Annotated in this window: 19 protein-coding genes; 15 read left to right on the top strand and 4 right to left on the bottom strand. The window is 46.8% G+C overall.

The annotated features are described in order from the left end of the window. Positions 1 to 4: 4 nt before the first annotated feature. The 7 genes from ABT56_RS01045 to ABT56_RS01015 all read left to right on the top strand — a co-directional run bounded on the left by ABT56_RS01045 (position 5) and on the right by ABT56_RS01015 (position 10,373). The gene (locus ABT56_RS01045) at positions 5 to 1,702 is read left to right on the top strand and encodes a glycoside hydrolase family 9 protein (protein WP_240478230.1); all 1,698 of its coding nucleotides are present in this window, start codon (positions 5 to 7) and stop codon (positions 1,700 to 1,702) included. 14 nt (positions 1,703 to 1,716) lie between these two features. Beyond that, positions 1,717 to 3,582, top strand: coding sequence for a glycosyltransferase family 2 protein (locus tag ABT56_RS01040; RefSeq protein WP_047877001.1), 1,866 nt, complete (start codon positions 1,717 to 1,719; stop codon positions 3,580 to 3,582). Then, a complete protein-coding gene (locus ABT56_RS01035; RefSeq protein WP_047877000.1) occupies positions 3,572 to 4,891 on the top strand; it encodes a DUF3131 domain-containing protein in 1,320 nt (439 codons plus the stop codon). Before ABT56_RS01040 ends, ABT56_RS01035 begins: the two co-directional genes overlap by 11 nt. A 26-nt stretch (positions 4,892 to 4,917) precedes the next feature. Beyond that, on the top strand, positions 4,918 to 6,315 hold the full coding sequence (locus tag ABT56_RS01030; protein ID WP_047876999.1) for a DUF3131 domain-containing protein: 1,398 nt from the start codon (positions 4,918 to 4,920) through the stop codon (positions 6,313 to 6,315). A 24-nt stretch (positions 6,316 to 6,339) separates the two neighbouring features. Further along, positions 6,340 to 7,734 (top strand): DUF3131 domain-containing protein, encoded by a 1,395-nt coding sequence (locus ABT56_RS01025; RefSeq protein ID WP_240478229.1) that lies wholly within the window; start codon positions 6,340 to 6,342, stop codon positions 7,732 to 7,734. After that, positions 7,731 to 8,912, top strand: coding sequence for a hypothetical protein (locus tag ABT56_RS01020; RefSeq protein WP_157037758.1), 1,182 nt, complete (start codon positions 7,731 to 7,733; stop codon positions 8,910 to 8,912). Before ABT56_RS01025 ends, ABT56_RS01020 begins: the two co-directional genes overlap by 4 nt. A 183-nt stretch (positions 8,913 to 9,095) precedes the next feature. Then, entirely contained in the window at positions 9,096 to 10,373 is a 1,278-nt protein-coding gene (locus ABT56_RS01015) for a glycosyltransferase family protein (RefSeq protein WP_047876997.1), read from the top strand. A gap of 48 nt (positions 10,374 to 10,421) precedes the next feature. On the opposite strand, the gene ABT56_RS01010 is transcribed toward ABT56_RS01015, so the two are convergent. Next, the gene (locus ABT56_RS01010; protein WP_240478228.1) at positions 10,422 to 10,796 is read right to left on the bottom strand and encodes a YcgJ family protein; all 375 of its coding nucleotides are present in this window, start codon (positions 10,794 to 10,796) and stop codon (positions 10,422 to 10,424) included. 180 nt (positions 10,797 to 10,976) lie between these two features. Here ABT56_RS01010 and ABT56_RS01005 point away from each other — a divergent pair, with 180 nt between their 5' ends. Together ABT56_RS01005 and ABT56_RS23820 are read left to right on the top strand one after the other, a co-directional pair. Beyond that, positions 10,977 to 11,378 carry a DUF805 domain-containing protein gene (locus ABT56_RS01005; RefSeq protein WP_047876996.1) on the top strand — a complete coding sequence of 134 codons (402 nt, stop codon included), beginning with the start codon at positions 10,977 to 10,979 and terminating at the stop codon, positions 11,376 to 11,378. A gap of 289 nt (positions 11,379 to 11,667) precedes the next feature. Further along, positions 11,668 to 12,564 carry a hypothetical protein gene (locus tag ABT56_RS23820; RefSeq protein WP_157037757.1) on the top strand — a complete coding sequence of 299 codons (897 nt, stop codon included), beginning with the start codon at positions 11,668 to 11,670 and terminating at the stop codon, positions 12,562 to 12,564. A gap of 73 nt (positions 12,565 to 12,637) precedes the next feature. On the opposite strand, the gene ABT56_RS00995 is transcribed toward ABT56_RS23820, so the two are convergent. Beyond that, complete coding sequence (locus ABT56_RS00995) at positions 12,638 to 14,311, bottom strand: FAD-dependent oxidoreductase (RefSeq protein ID WP_047876995.1); 1,674 nt, start codon at positions 14,309 to 14,311, stop codon at positions 12,638 to 12,640. 224 nt (positions 14,312 to 14,535) lie between these two features. Between ABT56_RS00995 and ABT56_RS00990 the strand changes: the two genes are divergently transcribed. From ABT56_RS00990 to ABT56_RS00975, 4 genes are all read left to right on the top strand, one after another. After that, on the top strand, positions 14,536 to 14,961 hold the full coding sequence (locus ABT56_RS00990) for a YeeE/YedE family protein (protein WP_047876994.1): 426 nt from the start codon (positions 14,536 to 14,538) through the stop codon (positions 14,959 to 14,961). A 10-nt stretch (positions 14,962 to 14,971) separates the two neighbouring features. Then, a complete protein-coding gene (locus ABT56_RS00985) occupies positions 14,972 to 15,412 on the top strand; it encodes a YeeE/YedE family protein (protein ID WP_047876993.1) in 441 nt (146 codons plus the stop codon). Between the two features lie 450 nt (positions 15,413 to 15,862). Next, a complete protein-coding gene (locus tag ABT56_RS00980; RefSeq protein WP_047876992.1) occupies positions 15,863 to 17,038 on the top strand; it encodes an amino acid permease in 1,176 nt (391 codons plus the stop codon). Between the two features lie 334 nt (positions 17,039 to 17,372). Then, the gene (locus ABT56_RS00975) at positions 17,373 to 18,155 is read left to right on the top strand and encodes a DUF4922 domain-containing protein (protein WP_047876991.1); all 783 of its coding nucleotides are present in this window, start codon (positions 17,373 to 17,375) and stop codon (positions 18,153 to 18,155) included. A gap of 111 nt (positions 18,156 to 18,266) precedes the next feature. Here the strand turns inward: ABT56_RS00975 and fusA are convergent, their stop codons facing one another. Both fusA and ABT56_RS00965 read right to left on the bottom strand, forming a co-directional pair. Next, entirely contained in the window at positions 18,267 to 20,354 is a 2,088-nt protein-coding gene (fusA, locus tag ABT56_RS00970) for an elongation factor G (protein ID WP_047876990.1), read from the bottom strand. Positions 20,355 to 20,977: 623 nt separating this feature from the next. Then, the gene (locus tag ABT56_RS00965) at positions 20,978 to 21,295 is read right to left on the bottom strand and encodes a c-type cytochrome (RefSeq protein WP_047876989.1); all 318 of its coding nucleotides are present in this window, start codon (positions 21,293 to 21,295) and stop codon (positions 20,978 to 20,980) included. Between the two features lie 161 nt (positions 21,296 to 21,456). On the opposite strand from ABT56_RS00965, the gene ABT56_RS00960 reads away from it, so the two are divergent. Both ABT56_RS00960 and ABT56_RS00955 read left to right on the top strand, forming a co-directional pair. Beyond that, the gene (locus tag ABT56_RS00960) at positions 21,457 to 23,391 is read left to right on the top strand and encodes an extracellular solute-binding protein (protein WP_084722123.1); all 1,935 of its coding nucleotides are present in this window, start codon (positions 21,457 to 21,459) and stop codon (positions 23,389 to 23,391) included. 2 nt (positions 23,392 to 23,393) lie between these two features. Further along, positions 23,394 to 24,479, top strand: a complete 1,086-nt coding sequence (locus tag ABT56_RS00955; protein WP_047876988.1) for a microcin C ABC transporter permease YejB — start codon at positions 23,394 to 23,396, stop codon at positions 24,477 to 24,479. Position 24,480: the final 1 nt, after the last annotated feature.

The following is a 24,480-nucleotide window of genomic DNA, read 5'->3' as shown; positions in this document are numbered from 1 at the left end:
ATTCATGGACAGCTCGACGGTTTACTCACGGTTATCAATGATATTGGCTGGCGTAGTGCTGGTGTCTGGTGCTCATGCCAGTGTGGAATCTATTGTGGTGAATCAGGTCGGTTATCTGGAATCAGCTGACAAATCGGGATATATCATTAGTCGCTCTGATGAGTCTCTGCCTCCTGTAGCATTGCGTTCCCTATCTGGAGAGCCGGGTTTAGCATCACTGCCTATAAAGGCAATGCCGAAATTGGCCGATGGGCGCCATGTGAGCCTTGTTGATTTTAGTAAAGTTGAACATCCCGGCTGGTATCAGCTTGAGTCTGGGGATATTTCATCAGTTCCGTTTGCAATAGGGTCGGATAACTATCGTGATTTGAACCAGAGGCTGGTACATGCCCTGTATTTACAGCGTTCAGGAACTGAGGTAAGAGAAGCGGTTACCGGGATGATGCGCCCGCCGAGCCATATGAACGATGGTGTCATTTATCGTAGTGATGCATTTAACAAATCAGGGAGTCGCCAAGATACGACAGGCGGTTGGTATGATGCTGGCGATTTCGGTAAATATGTCGCGACAACAACGGTAACTGTTGCTCGTTTATTGGAAGCTTACCGCCAGTCACCGGCGTTGTTCTCTGGCTATCATTATCGTGGCAGTCAGTTACCCGCAGTGCTTGATGAGTCTATTTATGCACTAGAATGGCTGAGGAAAATGCAACGTGTAGATGGTGCTGTGTACCGGAAGGTTTCAGGTGCGCAATGGCCAGCTAAAATTGCGCCTTGGCAAGATCTTCAACCTCGTTATATCTACGGTGTGAGCACGCCTGAAACAGCCAAATTTGCGGCAACAATGGCATTTGCTGCAAGGGTTATAAAGCCGTTTAACCATGATTTGTCTCGTCAGTATCTCTCCGCGGCCATTCATGCAGCCAATTACTTGTCACAGCATCCCGAGCAATATATTGATTGGCAGCCTGGCGACGACAGTGGTTCTGGCCCCTATGTTAAAAACAAGCATGATATGGAGCCTTCCTTGGAGACCGACGCCGATGATCGGCTGTGGGCCTATGCCGAGCTTTATTTAACGACCGGCCAAGATAAATATTTGCAGCAGTTTGAAAATCTGTACCAATCAGATCTTCTGGAAATTTTCGAATGGAAAAACCCTGCACTGATGGGGGTATGGCACCTTGTTGAAGCGGTGGACTCACCATTTACAGCCCAATTAGTGACTGACCTTGATGCGGTGGCCGAGCGTTATCACCAACAGGCATTGCAATCACCATTTTATGTTGCCAACCAACGTTTTATTTGGGGCTCGAACAAGATGACGGCTGAAGCTGGCATTTTGATGGCTTGGGCCGATCTGGCGACGGGTAAAGTGGAACGGCGTCAGAGCGTTCAGTCTCAAATGGATTACGTATTGGGTGCTAACCCGTTCAATATGAGCTACGTCACGGCAAGCGGAACGTATGCCGTTAAAAACCTGCACCACTTATACCAAATAGCGACAGGCGTTTCTCTGCCGGGCTTTATGGTTGGGGGGCCAAATGAAATGGCTCAGGCGGGTGTTGCACCAAAGAATTTAGGCATGCTGAGTTATATCGACAGCGATCGTTCGTATGCGGTTAATGAGTTCGCGATAGATTACAACGCCAGCCTGATTGGCTTGATTGCAGTTCACCAAGCTTATTTTAACCGTCGATAACGGGAGCAATACGGATGGATTTTTATTTCAAGGAATTTGAGCACCGTAAGCCGCCAGAGCCCGTGCCACATAGTATGCCAAGAGAGTTGTTATATCAGTACTTGGCAACCTGCAATCTGACTCTTGGGATTTGGTATTTATGGTGGCGCTGGAGTTTTGCGCTTAACTACGATGCGATGTGGTTTTCGTTTCCGCTGGTATTTGCGGAGTCCTGTGCCTTTATTGGATCGGTTTTGTTCACATTTAACCTGTGGAAGACCAAGGATGAGCCTCGAAAATCGCCGCCCCATACTATCAACGAGTGTGTCGCGGCCGATAGTCCGGAAGCGGGGGAAAAGCGGCCAATTAGTATTGACGTATTTTTCCCCACTTACGATGAAGAGCCCGAGTTAGTTAAGCTGAGTATCGAGGATGCTCAAAAAATCCGCTATCCACATGATATTGAAATGAAGATCTTTATCTTGGATGACGGCCGGCGGCCGACAATGCAGGCTTTGGCTACTGAAATGGGGGTTGAGTACATTACCCGAGACAACAACGTGGGTTTCAAGGCGGGGAATTTGAGAAATGCCCTCGAGCAGACCTACGGTGATTTTATTGTGATTTGTGATGCTGATACACGACCATTTCCGACCATTCTTGAACATACCATGGGGTATTTCCGTGATCCTGACGTTGCTTGGGTACAAACACCGCAGTGGTTTTTCGACTTGCCGGAAGGTGAGCGCCTGCCTCAGTGGTTAGGGCGTAAGTTAGGTCGCTGGGCATCTGGCCTTGGTCGCGGGGTTGAGCGCTTATATGGGCCGATAAAAATTGGCGAAGACCCGTTTGTGAATGATCCGCAAATGTTTTATGACGTGATCCAACGCCGCCGTAACTGGGTGAATGCATCGTTTTGCTGTGGGGCGGGTTCCATCCACCGTCGCGAGGCGGTGATGGAAGCCGCCTTGCGGAGTTACAGCGAGCAAATCAGTAAAGAGCAGTCAGAAATTGAGAAACAGATCCGCAAGATCACCAAGGAAAAGCATGTTGAGAAATCCGTTTCTGACAATTTACGGCAGGAAATTATTTTCGATACGGAGTTCACGCCATACAAATTCCACGTCTCTGAGGATATCTATACCTCGATTGTGCTCCACTCGGATACTGAGCGTAATTGGCGTTCCGTTATGCACCCGCAGGTCGAGAGCAAGATGCTTTCCCCTCAGGATCTCCAGACATGGACGGTGCAGCGTTTCAAGTACTCAGGCGGTTCGATAGATATCTTTATGAATGATAACCCACTGTTCCGTAAGGGTATGGGGTTAAAACAAAAGCTTATGTATGGGGCGAGTTTCTGGTCGAACTTGTCGGCTATCTGGAACATCATTTTCCTGACCTGTCCAATCATTTACTTCTTTACCAGTATTGCGCCAGTCAGCGCCTATGATGTGACCTTCTACTTGCATTTTATTCCTTATGTCTTGACGGCCGAATTGGCCATGATGATAGGGACGTGGGGGGTAGCGGGCTACAAGGGGAAAACCAACTTCCTTTCTTTCTTCCCGGTGAATATGCGGGCTTTGTGGACGGTGCTCAGGGGGCAGAAAATTAGTTTCCCTGCAACGCCGAAGGAGAGGCAAGACGGGACATTTGGCCATTTGGTGATTCCGCAGAAGATCATTTTTGGCCTGAGTTTAATTAGCATGGCCTTTGCGTGGTTCTGCTATTTCACTGGGATGTTTGGCAGTTACTCACTTGGCGGTCTGATATTCAATAGTTTTTGGACAATCAATAATATGATGGCGATGTGGGGCATGATTGCCGCAGCCTATTGGACACCACCACCGTCAGCCAAGAAGCAAGAGCAAGGCTCAGAGGAGTTGGAATATGGAATTTAAACAAGCTGTGGTGAATGCTAGGCACCATATTGTGTTCTTGCTAGGCCTGTTTACGGCGTTGGCTATCGCATTGACCATTGAAAATCGTGATTATGGCCGGATTTTAGGCAACATTACTTTTGAGGCAACGGAAGAAATCCCGGTCAGGGATAGCCGCGTATTGACTGAGGACGAATATATTTGGGCTGGAACGGCTTGGACTTATTTTGAAAATAATTACCAAGAAAATACTGGGTTGGTTAATTCGGTCGATGGTTATCCGTCTACGACGATGTGGGATACGGCTTCGTATATGATGGGGCTGCTATCTGCCGAGCGGCTGAATATTATTAGTCAGGGCAAGTTTGAGTTACGCATGGAGAAGGTGTTGGATACGCTGGCCCGTTTACCTCTTATTGACGGTAAGTTACCGAACAAGGCCTACAATACCCAAACGTTGCAAATGGTCGATTATACAAACCAACCTGTCGAAAATGGCATTGGCTGGTCGGCAATCGATATCGGCCGGATTTTGGTGCCGCTTAATATCATGGTTTGGCAATACCCGCAGTTTAACCAGCAGGTTAATGATGTGCTCAATCATTGGGATGTGAGTGCCATGATTATCGATGGTTATCTGTACGGCTCGCGTCCCAACTCTGATGGTTCCGGTATGGAACTGGTTCAGGAAGGTCGAATTGGCTATGAAGAGTATGCGTCGAAAGCCATGTCATTGATGGGGCGAGATGTTTTCAATGCAATGAAATACATTGATTATCTTGAAATGCGACAAATCGATGGCGTTGATATTCCGACGGATTTGCGTGATCCCGCCAAATACCATGCACACAACTATGTCGTGAGTGAGTCCTATATTCTTGACAGTTTGGAGTTCGGTGCCGACAGCGTTTCTAAGATTTTTGCTCACCGTGTTTATAAGGCGCAGGAAAATCGCTATGAGCGTACGGGGATATTGACGGCTGTCAGCGAAGATAACGTCGATGAGGCACCGTATTTTGTCTATAACACCGTGTTTTCAGACGGTAAGGAATGGAATGCGATCTCTGATCAGGGGGATGATGCCTCCCATTTGAAGACACTGTCGACCAAAGCGGCATTCGGTTGGTATGCGCTGTATGACACCCCTTATACCGAATTGTTGATCGATGATGCCAAAGATTTGTTTTCTAAAGACAAGGGATGGTATTCAGGCCGTTACGAGCTGGATGGGCGTGTGAATAAAGCGGTGACTGCCAATACAAACGGGATTGTTTTGGAGTCATTGGCATATATCGAAAACGGTTCATTACTGAACGTAGGTGTTAGGTAAGGCGCAATCAGGGTAGGGAGTATCGTATGCGTTATATCACCGTGTGCTTATTGGGCTTGCTGGCCACTGGTTGCGGAAATAAATACAACAGTTTTTCGGACGATGTTATTGAGCGAAAGAGTCACTGGAGTATACCGAAAGCACGTTCTGGACAGCTGACTGAAAAAGAAATGGATATGGCCAGGATTGCCTGGAAGTATTTTGAAAATAATTATCAGGAATCAACAGGTCTGGTTAATGCAGTAAATAATTATCCGTCAGTTACGTGGTGGGATGCGGCTTCCTATATGGCCGGTATGGTTAGCGCATACGAGTTGGGGATTATAGAAAAAGAGGAGTTTGACAGACGTTTTATCCGGATGCTGACAACCCTGAATACTTTGGATTTGTTTAAGGGGGAATTGCCGAACAAGGCCTATAACACGCAAACGGCGGCGAAGGTAGACTATGCCAACCAGCCCGGTGAAATCGGTTATTCGGCATTGGATCTTGGACGGTTGTTGATTTGGCTGCACATTATTAAACACCGTTATCCTGAATACGCCACCGGGATTGATTCGGCTGTGCTGCGTTGGAACTTCTGCAATGTGGTGGACGAAAACGGCACGATGTTTGGTGCGTTGCAGGAAAAGGATAAGCCTGTGCAGTATTTGCAGGAAGGGCGACTTGGTTATGAGGAGTATGCCGCGAAAGGTTTTCAACTGTGGGGCTTTGATACAACACAAGCATCAATGCCCGAGCCCTATAGCACCATTAACCTTTATGGATACGATGTGCCTTATGATACCCGAGACCCTCGTAAGCTGAAGGCGCATAGCTATGTTGTGACAGAAAGCTATGTGCTTGATGGTATTGAAATGGGCTGGGATCTCACCGAGGACCGCAGTGGTCACGACCATAACTACTCCAATGATTGGATAGCGGAGTTTGCCCTCCAGATTTACCGGGTTCAGGAAGAGCGTTACAAGCAAACAGGTATCATTACGGCAAGAACAGAGCACCAGTTGGCCGGCGCGCCGTATTTTGTGTATGACACGATTTATACCGATGGTTTTGCATGGAATACGATTGCGGAAAATGGAGAGTTCCTACCCCAGTTTGCGGCTGTTGCCATCAAGGGCGCGATGGGGATGTGGGTATTATGGGACACCGATTATACTGATTTGCTGTTTGATCATGTGTCGCACTTGTACGATCGAGAAAAAGGATTTTACGAGGGGATTTTTGAAAACGGTACGGGCCTTATCAATACCTTCACATCGAATAATAACGGTATAACGTTGGAAATCCTGCTTTATAAGCAACAAGGCAAGTTATTGCAGTATCAAGATAATGTTGCCCCAAGTCTGTGGGAAAAAGCGCTGGAGTCACCGTTTGGTTATGAGGGGCAGTGTTTGCCTCGTAAGAAGCCTAATCAGGGCTAGTTGTCGCTGGTGGGAGTAGTGCTTTTGAGCCGATGGAAGGTGCATTCGTTATTATCTGTTGCTTTGGCGCTGTCTGTGTCTGCGTGCGGCGTGGTTTATAACGGTGTGCAAGATGGGATCACCACGGTCAATGAATCACAGATATTCAGGCAGGGCCGTTACGGTGGCTTGAGTGAACAGGAGCTAGAGTGGGCAAGAATCGCATGGAAGTACGTTGAGAATAATACCAATTTGACAACCGGGTTGGTGAATGCGCTGGATAATTACCCCACCATAAACATGTCCAATCTTGCCGACTATCTTGTCGCGTTGATGGCGGCTCGTGAATTCGAATTTATTACCAGCAAAGAGCATGACGAGCGCCTGACATTGGTGCTTGGTTTTCTCAATGAAATGCCACTTGGCTTAACTGGAGTGCCCAACAAGGTCTATAGCACCAATACGTCCCAAATGGTCAATTATGCAAATCAGCCTGCCGAGTTGGGGTGGTCTTCTATTGATATTGGCCGTTTGTTAATTGTGCTGGCAATGACAAAACAACGTTATCCAGAGTTTTCGGAATATGTCGATAAGGCTGTGTTGCGCTGGAACTTCTGTGAACTGGTGACGCAAGATGGTGAGTTGTACGGTGGTACGGTTCATGAAGGGCAGGTTCACCGGTATAAAGAAGGCCGATTGGGCATCGAAGAGTATACCTCGTATGGTTATCTGGATTGGCATGTGGTACCGCAAAAAGCCATGATGCTAGAGCCTTACGAGGTTGTGACAATCAATGGTATTGATTTGTTGTTTGATGGTCGTGATCCCCGGCATTACGACGTATTGCGCCCGGTTTACAGCACGCCTTATTTATTGATGGGGATGGAATTCAACTGGGACAATATTGACGATACTCGAAGTAGCGATGCTGAGCATACCAACCATACACTTTCTGCTATGGCGGATTCAGTTTATAGGCTTCAGCAATCTCGCTGGGAACAAGACAGGATCTATACCGCGCGGGGCGAGCATGTTGTAAGCGGTCCTCCTTATTTTGTTTATGACAGCATTTATGCATTGGGTACCCCGTGGATCAGTGTGGCTGAGGATGGCAGTGATCATGACGAAAAGGCGTTGGTCTCGACCCGGGTTGCTTTTCAGATGTGGGTGCTGTGGAAAACCGACTATACCGATAAATTGCTGACGTTGGTGCAGGAGTTATACGACCCTGAGCGTGGTTGGTACGAAGGGCGTTATGAGCTTACTAGTAGTTATGAGAAAAGCATCAGTTTGCAGACAAATGCCGGGGTACTCCAAGCTTTGTTGTATAAAGCAAATGGTAAGTTGTATCAGCCAAAGGGCAGCAGGGAATACCGCGATGTGCAGTTCGACTCTCGCTTTTATCATCCTGGCAAATGTTTGGTGGAGACATTTCGATGAGACGGCTTCGTACCTTGTTTTATTGTAGTTGTTGGATGTTATGGTCTGCGGTTTTACTGGCTTCGCCGATGGAAGTTGAACTTAGTTATTTTTCCAAGGCCAGCCATTTGGCCAATGCCGGTAAATACCACCAAGCTGCCGAACAGTGGCATCGGTTGACGATTGTAATTTTGAGTTCTGAGGCGAAATTGGGACGCAAGCGGATGTGGCAATATGCTGGATTGTCTGAAGCACTGGCAGCCATTGCTGCGGATAAGGCTAATGATGCCGTCGCCTATCAATATTGGGCTGATAGTACTCGCTATTTGATGACAGGGGGAACAACGTGGGAACGTGTCCGCAAGTCCCTCCATCGACGTTATGAGCATGCAAGCACGTTGCTTTCAACCCAGTTGCAAGTTGCCGATTTGGCCTCGGGAATGGATAGCCAGTGGGAGCAGGATTATGTTGTTTTGCAAACATGGGAACAAAAACTTGGGGTCTTTCACTTTCAGAGTCCGAAGTTAGGATTGAGTGATCATACGCAAGCGGATCGAGTTATGCCACAGTCAGTGCCATCAGTACCGGCATATCAACCCGCAGCCGTTTCTATTCAGGGCAAAAAGAAACTCAGTGGTATGAGTAACGCTTTTAGTCATGAGCAGCAATTTGCTCCAACTAACGTTGAGGCAGATAGCCCCAGTGCGAAACAGACAGAGGTTGCTCCGTTATCGGAGCAAAAAAGCACAAAAGATATTGAGCCAAATAAGGTTAGTCGTCAATTATCGACAGGCGAGTCATCCATTATTGTCGAAACCGCTCCGGTGATGAGTAAAGGTTTTATTGTGACACCCGAAAAAGAGACAAGAAGCCGTGCAGCTGGATTGATTGATAATAATAGCCCGTCGTCTGCAGCAAAGCATGATGCCCAAGCCCAAGCCCAAGCCCAAGCCCAAGCCCAAGCCCAAGCCCAAGCCCAAGAGAATACTGAAGTGGCGCCGACGACCGTACAGTTGGTGGTTGAACCTTTAGAGTTCAAAGAGCAACCCGCAGGGGAAGTGAAATCGTCTTTCAAAAGTGAGAAGGTAGAACAGATAAAATCCCCAGCACCGCAATTGATTCCCAAAGCCAACGTGAGTGCCAACGATCCTCCGCCTGTTGAGTCTAATCAGCGGCGTAGTTTTTATCCGGTCCAGTAAAAATAAGAGACGGGTACGGAGTTTGTTATTCCTTAAAGGAATTGCCATCACAAAATCGTAACTTAATGCAATTATTTGCTTAATAAATTTTGAGTTCTAAATCGCGATTACTACCCTTAATTTAAACCCTGTTGGTGTTGTCTGGGTGAGAAGTGTAAGTGGAATTGCCATGAGGGACTCGTGATGACAGCAGCAAAAAAAATAGTTTTGGACGCGTTAGCGCAAGCACAGGATAAATTTGATTTGACGGATAGCCGTCACCAGAAACGCCTGTTGGCCTTGGCCAATACACTGTATTGCCTTACCGATGTCCCTACGGCTTATTACCATCAATTGCTGCTTGAGCGAGATTGTCCTTTAGAATTTCGATTGGCTGTGAAGTTGGTTGAATCGAAAAGATATGTACTGAAATTAACTCGCCCTATTTCTGTCGGGGTTGTCTTCGCGATGTGGGGGGAACAAAATCGTCTGCTTCCGAAATCGACTGAAAACCCTAATGGTGAAGATTCGTTGCGGGTGAAAATCAACCAGCTCAATTGGATCACTCAAGGCTCGGTTGTTGATTGGCATCTCTATCCCGTCGATGATGGCTGCCCTTATGATAGTGCAGGGATTGCCGAGTCGTTGCTTGAATCACACCCTGATAAGCAGAAAGTTACGGTGCTACGCTTGGCCGAGGCTCTACCGGCGAGAGTCGGGCCATTATTGAATCTCTCCAATGTGGATGACTCTCGTAAGGGGGGCGCGATTATTTATGGTTGTCAGCAGGCGCTAAACGATAAGCGAGATTGTGTTATATATACCGATGCGGATAATTCGGTACATTTAGGACAGCTTGGATTGCTTTTACGACCTTATATCGTCGATCGGGCCAAAGTGGTCTTGGGCAATAGAAAGCATCCGGATTCAATACTGATTAAGCAGGAAGAACGTTGGGGGGTAGGCATTAAAACGTTGCGCCATATGCAACGAATGATTGGTCGAGAAATTTTCCGTAATAATATCTGCGATACTCAAGCTGCATTTAAATTATATGACAGGCATGTTATTGCCGATATACTCGCCAACCCAACGGTTTATGATTTCTCATTTGATACTGATTGGATTTTTGCGGCGATGAAAGCGGAATATTTGATGGAAACCGTACCCTTTGCGTTTATTGATTCTGTCGCTGAGTCCGCATCTGTGATCCAGGGGCCTATGACAACATGGTATACCTTGCTCAGCGGCTTGGCCAAAGCGGCTCAGGCACGAGGTATTGACCATAACCATCAGATGGTGGCTGTTTTCGAAAATCATATTCATAGCCATGAAGACTTAGAAAAGATTATTGATCTCTTACCGCCGCAGTTGATGGAGGTTGATGATGATGAGCTGGGTGATCCCCTCTTGTTCCCACCCTCTGAAATTGAGCAGTGGCTGAGGGAAGTAAAGCAATCACCGCAAGCTCTGGTATCCTAAGCAACCGCTTGGTTGACTTAAACAGCAGCAGGGTATTAAGCCCTGCTGTTAATGTTGAGTAGGGTATAAAATAGCGTTATAAGCCTCGGCTTTTGTATCGGAGAAACGGTCGGTATAACAACTCTGTTTTTCCGCATCACAGTACACTTTGTTGCTCATTGAATAGCGAGTTGTGTCAAAGTTACTGCTTCCCACTTTATCAACCATCGCCATCATTTTGTCTTGTGCGGCTTGACCGAGAAACTCTTTGGTAAATTCCATGGAGATTCCATAGCTATCGGCACAAAATCCTGCTTTTTTGTCACATATAACACCCTGATCAGGTGAGTAAACATTTTCAGATAGCTGTGTTGATGCACTGGTTATGCTTGATACCATTAGTAAGGCCGCAGGTAGAATAAGTAGACCTGACATTTTTTTCATAGTTCGCTCTCTAGGACGGTGAGTAAGGGCTTCGGTACGAAAATCGTGCCGTGTTAAGCTGTGTGAAATTCCTTTAGGGAATTATACACCCGATGTTTTTTGTGAGGTTGTGAAAACGCATCTTGAATTAGCTTAGATATACTTGAATCTATCAATAGTGCAGTAAGAGAAGGATAGGGTATGAATTGGTATATCGCTGTATTGAAGAAATATGCGGTCTTTAATGGTAGGGCTAGGCGTCAAGAGTATTGGTATTTCCTTCTGTTTAATGTACTTATTGCTGTTTGTTTGTCACTGATCGATACCTACATTATCAATCCATTGCTGGGTATACCGGCTGGTACCGAAGAGGGGGGATTATTGAGTTCAGTCTATTCTCTAGCGGTGTTGGTACCGAGCATTGCCGTGGGCGTACGTCGCTTGCATGATATAGGAAAGAGTGGATGGTGGCTGCTGATTAGTTTGATCCCGCTAATTGGTGTTTTGGTATTGGTGTATTTCTTCGTTCAGGATAGCCATCCTGAGGCGAACGAGTATGGGCCGAATCCCAAAGATTCGCACGCTTCCAATATTGCTATATAGCTTGCTGATAGTGCGATTTCATTGTATTTCGCACTGGCTCGCTTGTCTTAAATTTAAGAATATCGATGTTATTTGATATGCGTAAGGTTCCGTATTAAACGGCAATGATTTGATTTGGCATTGTATTTCAATATTGAGCTAAGGCCTCACATCTGAAGCTAATTCTTAATTCATCTACAGTATAAATGTCTGTTTGGTGCATCTTGTTGTCGAGGTGCAACAAGTAACACAGATTCAAAGTTGGCGGGTAACAAATGAATGATGCCAGCGATATACGTGGAGTATCAAGATGAAAAAGAAAACTCTAACCCTTTTGCTCACAGCAATGTGTGTGGGGTTGTCTGGAGTGAGTGTGGCTTCGGGCAAATATGATCGCGATGACGATGATGATGATCGGTATTATCATCAGAGTTATTCGGATAGTGATGAGACAGACAGTAAGTATGATGACGACGATGATGACAAAGGTTCGTATTCTTCACACTATACATCCTCATATACGCATTCTAGCAACACTTATCATAGTCATAGTTATGATGACTCATCAGACAGTGATTCTGGATCATCAAAGCGGCTTGTCTTGAATCTGGTGGGTACAGGGAAAATGTATGAAGGTGAGGTTCCAGACATCGACGGAGATGAGGTGCCAGATCCTGCCATATGTTTTGATGTTGGATTAAAGGATCATGCAACTGGAGAGTTTATTGGTTCGGCGACTGATTGCTTATCTGAAATCACGCCAGAAGGTGATGGCCTTAAGCTCATTGGTACGACTTTCTTTTATCTTCCTGATGGCCTAATCGTGAGTCGGGGATTAACGACGGTTCAACCTGCTTTGCAAGAAACGGTGACGCCTGAAGGCAATACGGTGACCCATATCACAGGGGCGGCCAGTGATAAAAATAGTATCCTCAAGGGGTATGGTGAGTACTGGCGGCACAAAGGGACAGTAAGGCTTTCGGGGATGGTTGATCTTACCAATTTTGCCGGTAATGTCGGTGATCCGATGTTTTTTGATTGCCTGTTTGTTCTTAATATTCAAGAAAAAAGTGTGAAATGGCCATATTGGTATAACTGGTACCGACATCAACACTATCAAGATGACAGTTATGATCGTCGATATCATCATGACGACAGTGGCAAGGACGTAGGGTATAGGGACAAAGATAAGTCATCAGATTACTGAGTTGCGCCATCTGCCTACATCATGACGGCGTGTAGGCAGATGGTATTTCTTGGTTGCTTTTGGAAAGAGTGGCTTATTGGGCGTATGTGTAAGTACGGTATCCGCCAATAAGGTTACGGGCTTTGTAGCCATTGTTGACTAACTGGCGGTATGCGACGTTGCCACGCAGGCCGACAGCACAGTAGATGATGATCTCTTTGTCTTTCGGCAATTCGTCCATGCATTGGCGTAATTGGTCTACCGGGATGTTGATGGCTCCGTCGATAAAGCCCATATTTTTGAGCTCACCAGGATTGCGAACATCGAGCAGCAGTTGATTGTCATTGAGCTTGTCTATTTCATCAAAGTGAATCGGGGTGCTGTCACCTTTGATAATATTGGTGGCGACGAAAGCTGCTTGGTTTATCACGTCCTTGGCACTGCCATAGGGTGGTGCGTATGTCAGTTCTAGATGTTGCAGCTGCTCGACCGTCATTCCTGCACGTTGTGCCACCGCCATGACATCGATACGTTTGTCGACGCCATCTTTACCGACTGCTTGTGCCCCGAAAATCTTGCCACTTTGTGGGTCAAACAGCATCTTGAACGACACAGTTTCTGCTCCGGGATAGTAGCTCGCGTGGCTGGCGGTGTGGACGTATACTTTCTCGTACGCAATACCATCACGTTTAAGCTGCTTTTCGTTTTTGCCCGTAGAGGCAACAGCTAAGTCGAAGATCTTGCAGATTGCCGTGCCCTGAGTACCTTGATAGGTCTCACTGCGGCCAAGCATATTATCTGCCGCCATACGGCCTTGACGGTTGGCAGGGCCAGCAAGCGGAACAAGTGTTTGTGCGCCCGTCACAAAGTCCTTCTCTTCGACGGCATCACCCACGGCATAAATAGCAGGATCACTGGTCTGCATCATGTCGTTGGTATAAATGCCACCTAGTTCGCCAATCTGCAGACCGGCATCCTGTGCCAACTTGGTCTCGGGACGAACACCAACAGCCATGATTAGAATATCGGTAATGAGTGTTTCACCATTGCTTAATGTCAGGCTTAAATGGCCTGTGTTATCAGGTTGGCTGTCTTGATCTGATATCTGATACTCAACGGCCGTAAGTGCAGTCCCTAATTTAAGATCTACACCTTTGTCGCGGATTTCAGCGTGGGCAAACCCCGCCATCTCCCTATCGACAGGCGTCATTACTTGGTCTGCCATCTCGATGAGTGTGGTGTTTATACCTAGCTGGTGGAACGCTTCCATCATTTCTAGGCCGATAAAGCCACCGCCCACGACAGTAGCATGCTTGGGTTTATTTGACTGGAGCGTTTGAATGATGCGATCCATATCAGGAATGTTACGCAGCGAATGTGTCAGCGGGTTATAGATTCCCGGAATCGGCGGGATGACAGGTCCGGCTCCAGGGCTGAGTAATAGAAAATCGTAGGTCTCGGAATACTCACTGCCATCAACAAGATTTTTAACCGTTACGGTCTTGTTCTGACGATCGATGGCAATAACCTCATTCATTACCCGAACGTCAACATTGAAACGCGCCAAGAAGCTCTCTGGCGTTTGCAGGAGTAATTTGCTTCTATCCTTAATATCTCCGCTGATATGGTAAGGCAATCCACAATTAGCAAATGAAACAAAGTGGCCTCTTTCGAACATGATGATTTCGGCATCTTCGCTTAGTCGTCGTGCTCGAGCTGCTGCCGACGCCCCACCTGCAACACCGCCGATAATTAAAATCTTGGTCATACGATTCCCTTTTTCACAGATCGCCAAGTTGGCAATGACAATATTAGGGCTACTATAAAAACATTCATTGCACTTGTCTAATTTAGTTTTTTCTAATTTAGTGTTGACTAATTATATGCCCTGAGTAACTCTGTAAAAAGAGTCATCCAAAACACGATACCTTGGAGTGGTACTGTGGAAAAATGTGGATAGATACAGGCAGGCATTTTGGTGGAGGAACCGTGATGAGTATTGAAATTCCGTGGTTGGCCTTAGTGGGAGGGATGCTGTTGGGTACATCGGCATTGCTGCTGCTTTTGTTTAGCGGTCGTATAGCTGGGATTAGTGGGATAGTCTCCGGAGCAATGAATACGGAATCACCTCAGGCCGAGCGTAGTTGGCGCTGGTTGTTTTTGTTGGGTATGGTGTTGGCCGGATTGGTGACGCCTTATTTTGGTGTTTCGTTGCCGGAGAGTTTGCCTGTTAGTAACCCCTTGGTCATAGTCATAGCGGGATTATTGGTGGGGATGGGGACACGTTTGGGCAATGGCTGTACCAGCGGCCACGGAATTTGTGGTCTTGGGCGTTTGTCGAAGCGTTCAGTGGTTGCTACCGGGGTATTTATGGCCGTGGCTGTGATTACAACCTACCTGCGTTTATACATTGTCTGAGGAGTGGGCTATGTCGTTTAGAGTTATGATGGTTTCATTGGTGTCGGGATTGTTGTTTGGATTTGGGATGATGCTGTCCGGAATGGTTGATCCCGCGAAGGTAATCGGTTTTCTGGATATATCCGGTCAATGGGATCCTCGCTTAGCCTTCGTCATGGGGGGAGCGCTGTTGGTTTTTGCTCCGGGTTACTGGTTGCTCGTACGCAGGCGGCAACAGCCAGTCTTGGGTGGAGCATTTAACTTACCAACCTCCACAATACTGGACAAAAAGCTGTTGCTTGGCGCGACAATGTTCGGTGTGGGTTGGGGGATGGCGGGCATTTGTCCTGGGCCTGCGGTTACCTCCATCTCGGGTCTGAATCCGGCCATGATTATATTTTTGGCAGCACTGCTGCTAGGGATGAAAATAGCGCCATTGGGGGAGCGGTTAATGGTTAAACAAACCACCTGAATGCTAGTGATGATAGCTGTGTTTTTGTGATCTATATCAAGTTTATGTAACGTGCTGCAAAAAAATGCCAAATGCCTGTTGATGTAGGACAGATAGCCGGATAAGTTGCTTAATGACCAAACAAAGACAGGCTAATCATAGGATGATTACCTGATACTCAGGGAAATATCGTTTTTTGGAGTACGATACATGAACACGCACCCCACTGGGCGGCATAATTCTGCCCCTATACATTCTATAACCCCCTCTATCAAGCAGAGTCTTGCCCATAAGACTTCTGAGCATTTTCAGTTTTACGGTTTTATCACCGCATTTCGATTTAGCCACTTTAGCTATTAATCCATAGCTATAGCTTGCCGTTTGGCATGGTGGTCTTCTTCACTGTCCTTTTTTAATGCTTTGTACATTGCGGATGCGATGGGCATTGCGATAACTGTTGAGATTTAAATCGTGAACCTGAAATTAGTTGGAAGTTCTTTAATTATCGCGGGTACCGCATTAGGTGCCGGTATGTTGGCCATTCCTATGGTGCTGGCTCAATTTGGCTTGGTGTGGGGCACGCTATTGATGCTCTTTATCTGGTTGGGTACCACCTATGCGGCATTATTGCTGCTTGAAGCCAGTATCAAAGCAGGTGGTGGCTTGGGTATGAATACCATCGCACGTAAGACACTGGGTAAAGGTGGTCAGGTTGTGACAAATGGCCTTTTGTACGCCTTGCTAGTTTGTCTGCTGATGGCTTATATCATTGGTGCGGGTGATTTGCTGAAGAAATTGCTATCAGGAATCGGCCTTGAGTTTACTATGCTGCAAAGCCAGATTGTCTTCACTGTACTGGCAGGTTTGGTGGTCGCAGCCGGGACGGCAACTGTGGATAAGATTAACCGTATCCTATTTGCCATCATGGTGCTGATGCTGGCGGTTACTCTAATGTCATTGGTACCGACCATGACGGTGGATAACTTGATGTTGGCGACAAGCGACAGTAAGGTTGCGTTGATCAAGACAAGTTCGGTGCTGTTCACCAGTTTCGGCTTTATGGTTGTGATTCCTTCACTGGTGACATACAACGAGGGGGCCAGCCATAAGCAATTGCGTAATATGGTTATCGTGGGTTCGATGATCCCGTTGGTTAGCTACCTACTGTGGCTATATGCTGCAATGGGTAATCTGAATGCTGATCAAATGGTGGGTTTCTCGAATGTCTCTGAGCTGATTGCGGCATTGGGTGCCAAGCACAGCATGATTAATGCGGTATTGTCGATTTTTACTGGCTTGGCGCTATTAACGTCATTCTTGGGTGTGGCGATGGCATTGTTTGATCAGAATGTCGATATGTTCCGCCAGAACCGTGCAGTGACCTATGTATTGACCTTTATCCTGCCATTGGTTGGTGCGGTTGTCGCGGCTGACCAGTTCCTATCGGTACTGGGCTATGCCGGTATTATCTTGGTTTTCCTTGCCGTATTTATTCCGATGGCAATGACAATGAAGCTGCGTGGTCAAGATGATTCGCAGTTTGAGGTTGATGCTTCTGGTGCGCTATACCGTGTTGGTGGCGGCCAGTTGGCTCTAGGGCTGAGCTTCCTGTTCGGTTGCTTTATGTTAGCCGCTGAGTTGATTTGAACAATCAGATAATCAGGCACGGCAAAAAGGCGTTTACCTTAGGGTAAGCGCCTTTTTTATTGGGTTGGAGTGGTAATTTGCGACCAAACAAGATTACCGGTGAAATCTCAGTGACCAAACAAAGATCTCATACTGCTTTGGAGTACGCTAATAAATAGGGTAAAGCAGTTGTTTCCAATGGCTTCGATGATACAAAGTTTTGATAATTCGAGCCATAGATAGCAGAAATATATAGATTACTTAGAAGGAGTGGAGTGTAAATATTCTAGTACACTTGATGCGTTATATACTGCGGGCGTATAGTGTTTGTATGTAATTCAATGGGATATCAATAATGTTTTGGAAAATGGCGGAACGGGTTACGGAAAAGTCGATGGCATCTAGGGATCTGATGCCAATTGCGACTCAGGCGGTGACGATTGAGCAAGACGGGGTGTGTTATTTGGGTCATGTGGTGACGGAAAATGCGGGTAAGAAACTCATCTCATCAAGTAGCCATGCAAATCCTTTTTTGCCATATGAATCTGCCATGTATGTTGCTGAGGCGGGTGAAAGCCACGTTTGTCTGCTTAATAAGTTTCCGGTCATTTCGCCACATCTACTTATTTGTTCCAAGGATTTTGTATCGCAAACGCAGGTCTTAAGTCTTGCTGACTTCAAGGCTTGGCTGCTTGGTTTCGATGCTGACGATGTGCTGGGCTTTTATAATTGCGGCCCGGTAGCGGGGGCCAGCCAGCCACATCGGCATATGCAGTTGGTAAAAACGGCAGTCCCATTGTCTGAGTTGATCGGGCTGGGTGCTTTACCGTTTGAGCATGTGGTTAGTCGCTCAAATAACTTAGATGCTGAATCCATTTATGGTAACTATCTGGCTGCCTTGGCAAAGTTACAGCTTGGCCCTGATGAGCATGGAGAGTGTAGTCCGCACAATGTTCTGCTGAGTAAGGACTGGCTCTTGGTCTTGCCTCGTGCGGTGAACAATATCGCAGGTGTGTTTGCTAACGGAATGAATTACAGCGGTCGTTTTTTGGTTAAGCGAAAAGAGCAGCTCGAATGGTTGAAGCAGTATGGTCTGCTGCGGTTCTTGGCTGAATGCAGTGTAGGGACGAATGAATAGTCGTTTCTGGTGATGTTATTGGCGAGAAGGCTTATCACAAGAACATACGAATAAAAGAAAACCCGGTTGCCGAAGCAACCGGGTTTTTTAAACGTTAGTCGTAATTAAAAATTACTTCTTAGCGTTCTTTTCTTTCTGCTCAGCGATTACTTTTTCAGCAACGTTTGCAGGACATGGTGCGTAGTGTGCGAACTCCATAGAGAACTGACCACGACCAGAAGTCATAGTACGTAGAGTACCGATGTAACCAAACATTTCTGATAGAGGTACATCACCCTTGATACGTACGCCAGTTACACCAGCTTGCTGATCTTTGATCATACCGCGACGACGGTTAAGGTCACCGATTACGTCACCAACGTGGTCTTCTGGAGTGAACACGTCAACGTGCATGATTGGCTCAAGAAGCTGAGGACCTGCTTTAGGCATAGACTGACGGAATGCGCCTTTCGCTGCGATTTCAAATGCGATTGCAGATGAGTCAACTGCGTGGAAGCCACCGTCGAATAGCTCTACTTCAACGTCAAGCACTGGGAAGCCTGCTAGAGGACCAGTGTTCATCATGCCTTCGAAGCCTTTTTCTACTGCAGGCCAGAATTCTTTAGGCACGTTACCACCAACAACTGTTGATGTGAACTTGAAGCCAGAACCTTGCTCGCCAGGCTTGATGCGGTAGTCGATCTTACCGAACTGACCTGAACCACCAGACTGCTTCTTGTGAGTGTAGCTGTCTTCAACTGGCTGAGTGATAGTTTCACGGTAAGCAACCTGTGGCTGACCAACGATTAGGTCTACGCCGTAAGTACGCTTAAGGATGTCTACCTTGATGTCTAGGTGAAGTTCACCCATACCTTTCAGGATAGTTTCGCCAGTTTCTTCGTCAGTCTCAACCTGGAATGATGGATCTTCTGCAACCATCTTACCGATCGCGATACCCATCTTCTCAGAACCGCCTTTGTCCTTAGGAGCAACAGCGATAGAGATTACTGGAACTGGGAAGATCATTGGCTCAAGAGTACACTCGTGCTTAACATCACATAGAGTGTGACCAGTTTGAACGTTCTTCATACCAACGATAGCGATGATGTCGCCCGCTTGTGCAGAAGTCAATTCGTTACGCTCGTCAGCCTGCATCTCAACCATACGGCCGATACGCTCAGTCTTACCAGTAGCAGCGTTAAGGATGGTGTCACCCTTGTTTAGCTTACCAGAGTAGATACGTACGAAAGTTAGGGCGCCGAAACGGTCGTCCATGATCTTAAATGCAAGAGCACGTAGTGGCTCGTCTGCAGATACAGTAGCTACTTCGCCAGTTGGCTCACCAGTTTCTGGGTTAGTTAGCGGCTGTGGGTCAACTTCTGTTGGTGATGGTAGGTAATCTACAACAGCGTCAAGAACAAGCTGGATGCCTTTGTTCTTGTATGCAGAACCACAGAAAGTTGGGAAGAACGCTAGGTCACGAGTACCCTTACGGATACAACGCTTGATGTCTTCGATAGAAGGCTCTTCACCTTCCATGTAAGCTTCCATTAGATCGTCGTCTTGCTCAACAGCAGTTTCGATCATCTCTTCACGGTAAGCTTCAACATCGTCAACCATGTCAGCAGGTACGTCTAGAACTTCGTAGTTCTCTGGAAGACCTGAGTCATCCCATACGTATGCTTTACGAGTTAGAACGTCTACAACACCTACGAAGTCTTCTTCGCGGCCGATTGGTAGAGTCATAACAAGTGGAGTTGCGCCAAGTACTTTCTTAACTTGTTCTACAACGTTGAAGAAATCTGCACCCATACGGTCCAGTTTGTTAACGAAGATCAGACGAGATACGTTTGATTCGTTAGCGTAACGCCAGTTAGTTTCTGACTGAGGTTCAACACCGCCAGAACCACAGAATACACCGATACCGCCGTCAAGTACTTTCAGAGAACGGTATACTTCAACTGTGAAGTCAACGTGTCCTGGAGTATCGATAACGTTTAGACGGTGGTCGTTCCAGAAACAGCTAACTGCTGCAGACTGGATTGTGATACCACGCTCAGCTTCCTGCTCCATGAAGTCAGTAGTAGTAGAGCCGTCGTGCGTGTCGCCGATCTTGTGGATTTTACCAGTAAGCTTAAGGATACGCTCAGTAGTAGTGGTTTTACCCGCATCAACGTGCGCGAAAATACCAATGTTTCTGTATTTAGATAAATCTGTCATTGTTTTTCTCTATAAACAATTACTGTCACTATTCGGTCGGGGAGTATATCACTGATTTAGACAAATATTACATAGTTCATTTACGATAAAATGAACATTTGCTTGTTTTTGCTCCGCCTTTTTGTATTAAAAGGCGTAAATGGTCAATATTCCCACAAGCACGATGCAAGAAACCATGGCGGCGGTAGATTCTCGAGTCTGAACACTGGTGTTCAGATAACCAGAACACAGCAACCATAGCTGTTGACTTCGCTATTACTGGCGCCTTGCACCAGAAAAGGTAGATGGCTGCTGCCATCAGGTCGGGTTAATTTTAGACGTTATTAACACGGCATACCAGTGGCAGAGACAATAAAGCCATTTCTAGAGGGCTACAAACCTCATATTTTTGCTATTTCAATGGTCTAATATTTTTTGATGCTTCAAAAATATGCTTTCAGTGTATGGGTGAGCAGTGAAAGTGCGCTGATTAACGCGTTGAGATTATTGTTTTTATTACGATAAGGCGTGTTTGCCCTTATTTTGCCGTATTTAGACTCAAAGGTAGAGCAGGGCACAGCGGTAGGCTGAGTGAGTCAAGAATACCGATATGCCGCTGGTTTCATTTTTGCTTTGGGCTTTCGTTAGTTCTGTTCGGCATAGAAGGCAGCGACGTCAGCCAGATCTTGTTCATTGAGTGCAGATAATTGCTGTTTCATCATCGCGCTCAATGGGCCAGTCCGCCGATCTTGTTGGTAGTCTTGCATGGAACGGAAGAGGTAAAGGGCATCTTGTCCGTTGAGATTAGGGTAAGTGGTTTGAGTTGCTTTGCCGGTCGCACCGTGGCAGAACTGACAAGAGAATGCTTTGGTTTTGCCTGTTTCGGCATTGCCGTTGGGCATAGCAATACTTGGTGTGCTCATCAAGGCAACAAGTAGGCAAGGGATAAATAGCTTGTTCATAAGGTAAAATAAAAGGTGTGTATGGGATAGCAGGTTAGGTTATACCTATATCCTGACCAATTCGGAAGCATATTTTGTGGTATATGTTTGCGGTTTGGTGATTTCCTATTCCTGACCTATCGTAAAAAGATGAGGAACACAGTTGGGTTGGGAGTAAAATTATGGCGTTATGGACTACCGCAGTTAGCGTCGCACCACATGGCAGGCTGGCGCTTTCCACAGCCGCAGTGATTTTTTTGTCATTTTCTGGCGTAATCTTCTCGACCTCATCCGCTTATGCTGTAGAGCAAGACGCCAAGTCTTTATCCACAAGCCAACCGACCAGCGATAATGCAGCCCTCCCTTCAGTGATTGAGTCTACGTCACTGGTTGGTTTTGGTACTGCCAAATATCCATCGGATTTTAAGCATTTTGATTATGTTAACCCTGATGCGCCCAAAGGGGGGCAGGTTACTTATGCTCAGGTTGGTACTTTTGATAGCTTCAATCGCTATGCGTCACGAGGGGTGTCGGCGGTAGGCAGCGATGCTATTTACGATACCTTATTTGTTTCCTCGGAAGATGAAATTGATAGTTTTTACCCATTGATTGCGGAAAAGGTCCGCTATGACGAAACATATAGCTGGATGGAGGTTGATATCAACCCTAAGGCCCGTTTTCACGACGGGATGCCGATTACCGCAAAAGATGTTGCCTTTACCTACGACAAGTTTATGAAAGAAGGGGTTGCCCAATACAAGGTGTATTTCAAGGCGGTCAAGTCAGTCACTGCAACCGCTGCTTTGACGGCAAAGATTGAAATGGCAGAGCCTAATCGCGAAGTGTTGTTGGCGTTAGTGCAGGGGATGAGTGTACTGCCTGAACACATTTGGCGAGACCTTGATTTGTCTGAGCCCCTCAATAGTCCGCCAGTGGGGAGTAGCGCCTATAAAATTACCCGCTACAAGTCCGGGCAGAGTGTGACATATTCGCGGGTTGAGGATTACTGGGCCAAAGAGTTGCCTGTTAATATCGGCCGTCACAACTTCGATACTATCCGCTATGACTACTATCGTGATGAGACGGTGACGCTAGAAGCCTTTAAGGCGGGCGAATACGATATCAGGGAGGAAAATGTCGCCAAGTTCTGGGCCACTCTCTATCAGGGCGCTAATTTTGATAAAGGCTACATTATTAAGGAGGAGATCCCCCACCAAATTCCCCAGAGCATGCAGGCATTCGTATTCAATACTCAGTCACCGATGTTTGCAGATCCCAAGGTTCGTGAGGCATTGGCATACGCCATGGACTTCGCCTGGATGAACAAGTCCCTTTTCTACAATCAGTACACCCGTACCCGCAGCTATTTTCAAAATACAGACTACGAGGCCAAAGGGCTTCCTTCATCTGATGAGATCGCTGTGCTTCAACCGATAAAAGACCAGATCCCACCCAGAGTATTTACTGAAGAGTACCAGCCTCCGGTCAGTGATGGTAGTGGCAGGATCCGCTCACAGTTGCGGACGGCTTTGGCGTTAATGAAAGAGGCTGGGTGGCAGGTCAAAAATAAAGTCATGACCAATATCGAAACCGGTGAGCCTTTCCGTTTCGAGCTACTGATGTACAGCCCTACCACGGAGCGTATTGCTATTCCGATGCAAAAGAACCTCAAGCTAATGGGTATCGATATGCGCTTGAGGACGGTGGATACCACCCAATATATTAAACGGCTTCGTGACCGAGATTTTGAGATGGTTTCTTCAGGGTATTCCGCCAATCCCTATCCGAGCCCGAATTTGCTTATCGCATGGAACAGCCATTTTATAGACAGTACCTACAACACGGCAGGGGTGAGTGATCCTGCGATTGATTACTTGACCGATCAAATCGCAGACAACCAGAAACATCCGGACAAGCTCCTGAGTTTGGGGCGTTCGCTCGATCGCGTATTGCAATGGAATTTCTATGTGATCCCCCAGTGGCATATCAGCATGTTCAGGGTGGCAATGTGGGATAAGTTTGCCCGACCGGAGATCAGGCCCAAGTATTCATTGGGGAAGGATACATGGTGGGTTGATAAGGATAAGGTCAGCAAACTGCCAGTGAAGAGGCGTTAGCTATGGGGGCATATATTATCCGGCGCCTGTTGCTGGTTATTCCGACCCTATGGGCCATTATCACTATTAACTTCTTCGTGATTCAGATTGCCCCCGGAGGGCCAGTTGAGCAGGCTGTCGCCCAGCTTGAAGGTCACGGCTCTGGGATCATGGAACGTTTTGTTGGCGGTGGCAGTGAAGTGAGCGGTCAGGATGTGGCCGAGCAGCAGAGTGGCTATCGAGGCTCGAGGGGATTAGACCCGGAGGTTGTCGATGCAATTAAGGCACAGTTTGGGTTTGATAAACCGTTGCTGGAACGTTACTGGGAAATGCTCAAAAACTACGCCACCTTTAATTTTGGCGAGAGTTTGTTCAAAGGTGGGAACGTCATTGATTTGATTGTTGATCGCCTGCCGGTGTCGATATCCCTTGGTCTTTGGAGCACGTTGATCATTTATTTGGTCTCAATCCCACTCGGCATAGCAAAAGCAATTCGACACGGCTCTCGGTTTGACGTTTGGAGCAGTGCTTTGGTGATAGTTGGGTATGCTATCCCCGGTTTTTTGTTTGCCATTATTTTGATCATCTTCTTTGCCAGCGGTAACTACTTTAGTTGGTTTCCTCTTCGCGGGCTGGTTTCGTCTAATTTTGATGAGTTGAGTCGTATTGAGCAGGTTGTCGATTACTTCTGGCATTTGGCATTGCCGATCCTCGCGATGGTCATTGGCGGCTTCGCCACGTTGACCATGTTGACCAAAAATTCGTTCTTGGATGAGATTAACAAGCAGTACGTGGTCACGGCGAGAGCCAAGGGGCTGGATGAGCGCAGTATTTTGTATCGGCATGTGTTTCGCAATGCGATGCTGATTATCATCGCAGGTTTTCCCGCTGCCTTTATCAGTATTTTTTTTACCGGTGCGATGTTAATTGAGGTGATGTTCTCGTTAGAGGGAATTGGGCTGCTTGGGTTTGAATCGACGATACAGCGTGACTATCCGGTGGTGTTTAGCTCGTTGTATATCATGACTCTGTTGGGGCTGTTGTTGAATATCATCTCGGATATTACCTATACCTTGGTTGATCCGAGGATTGACTTTGAGGCGCGCTAAG

The sequence above is a fragment of the Photobacterium aquae genome (assembly GCF_001029445.1).
Classification (GTDB): domain Bacteria; phylum Pseudomonadota; class Gammaproteobacteria; order Enterobacterales; family Vibrionaceae; genus Photobacterium; species Photobacterium aquae.
Note: the sequence above shows the minus strand (reverse complement) of the source record. Positions and strands in the feature narration are given on the sequence as shown.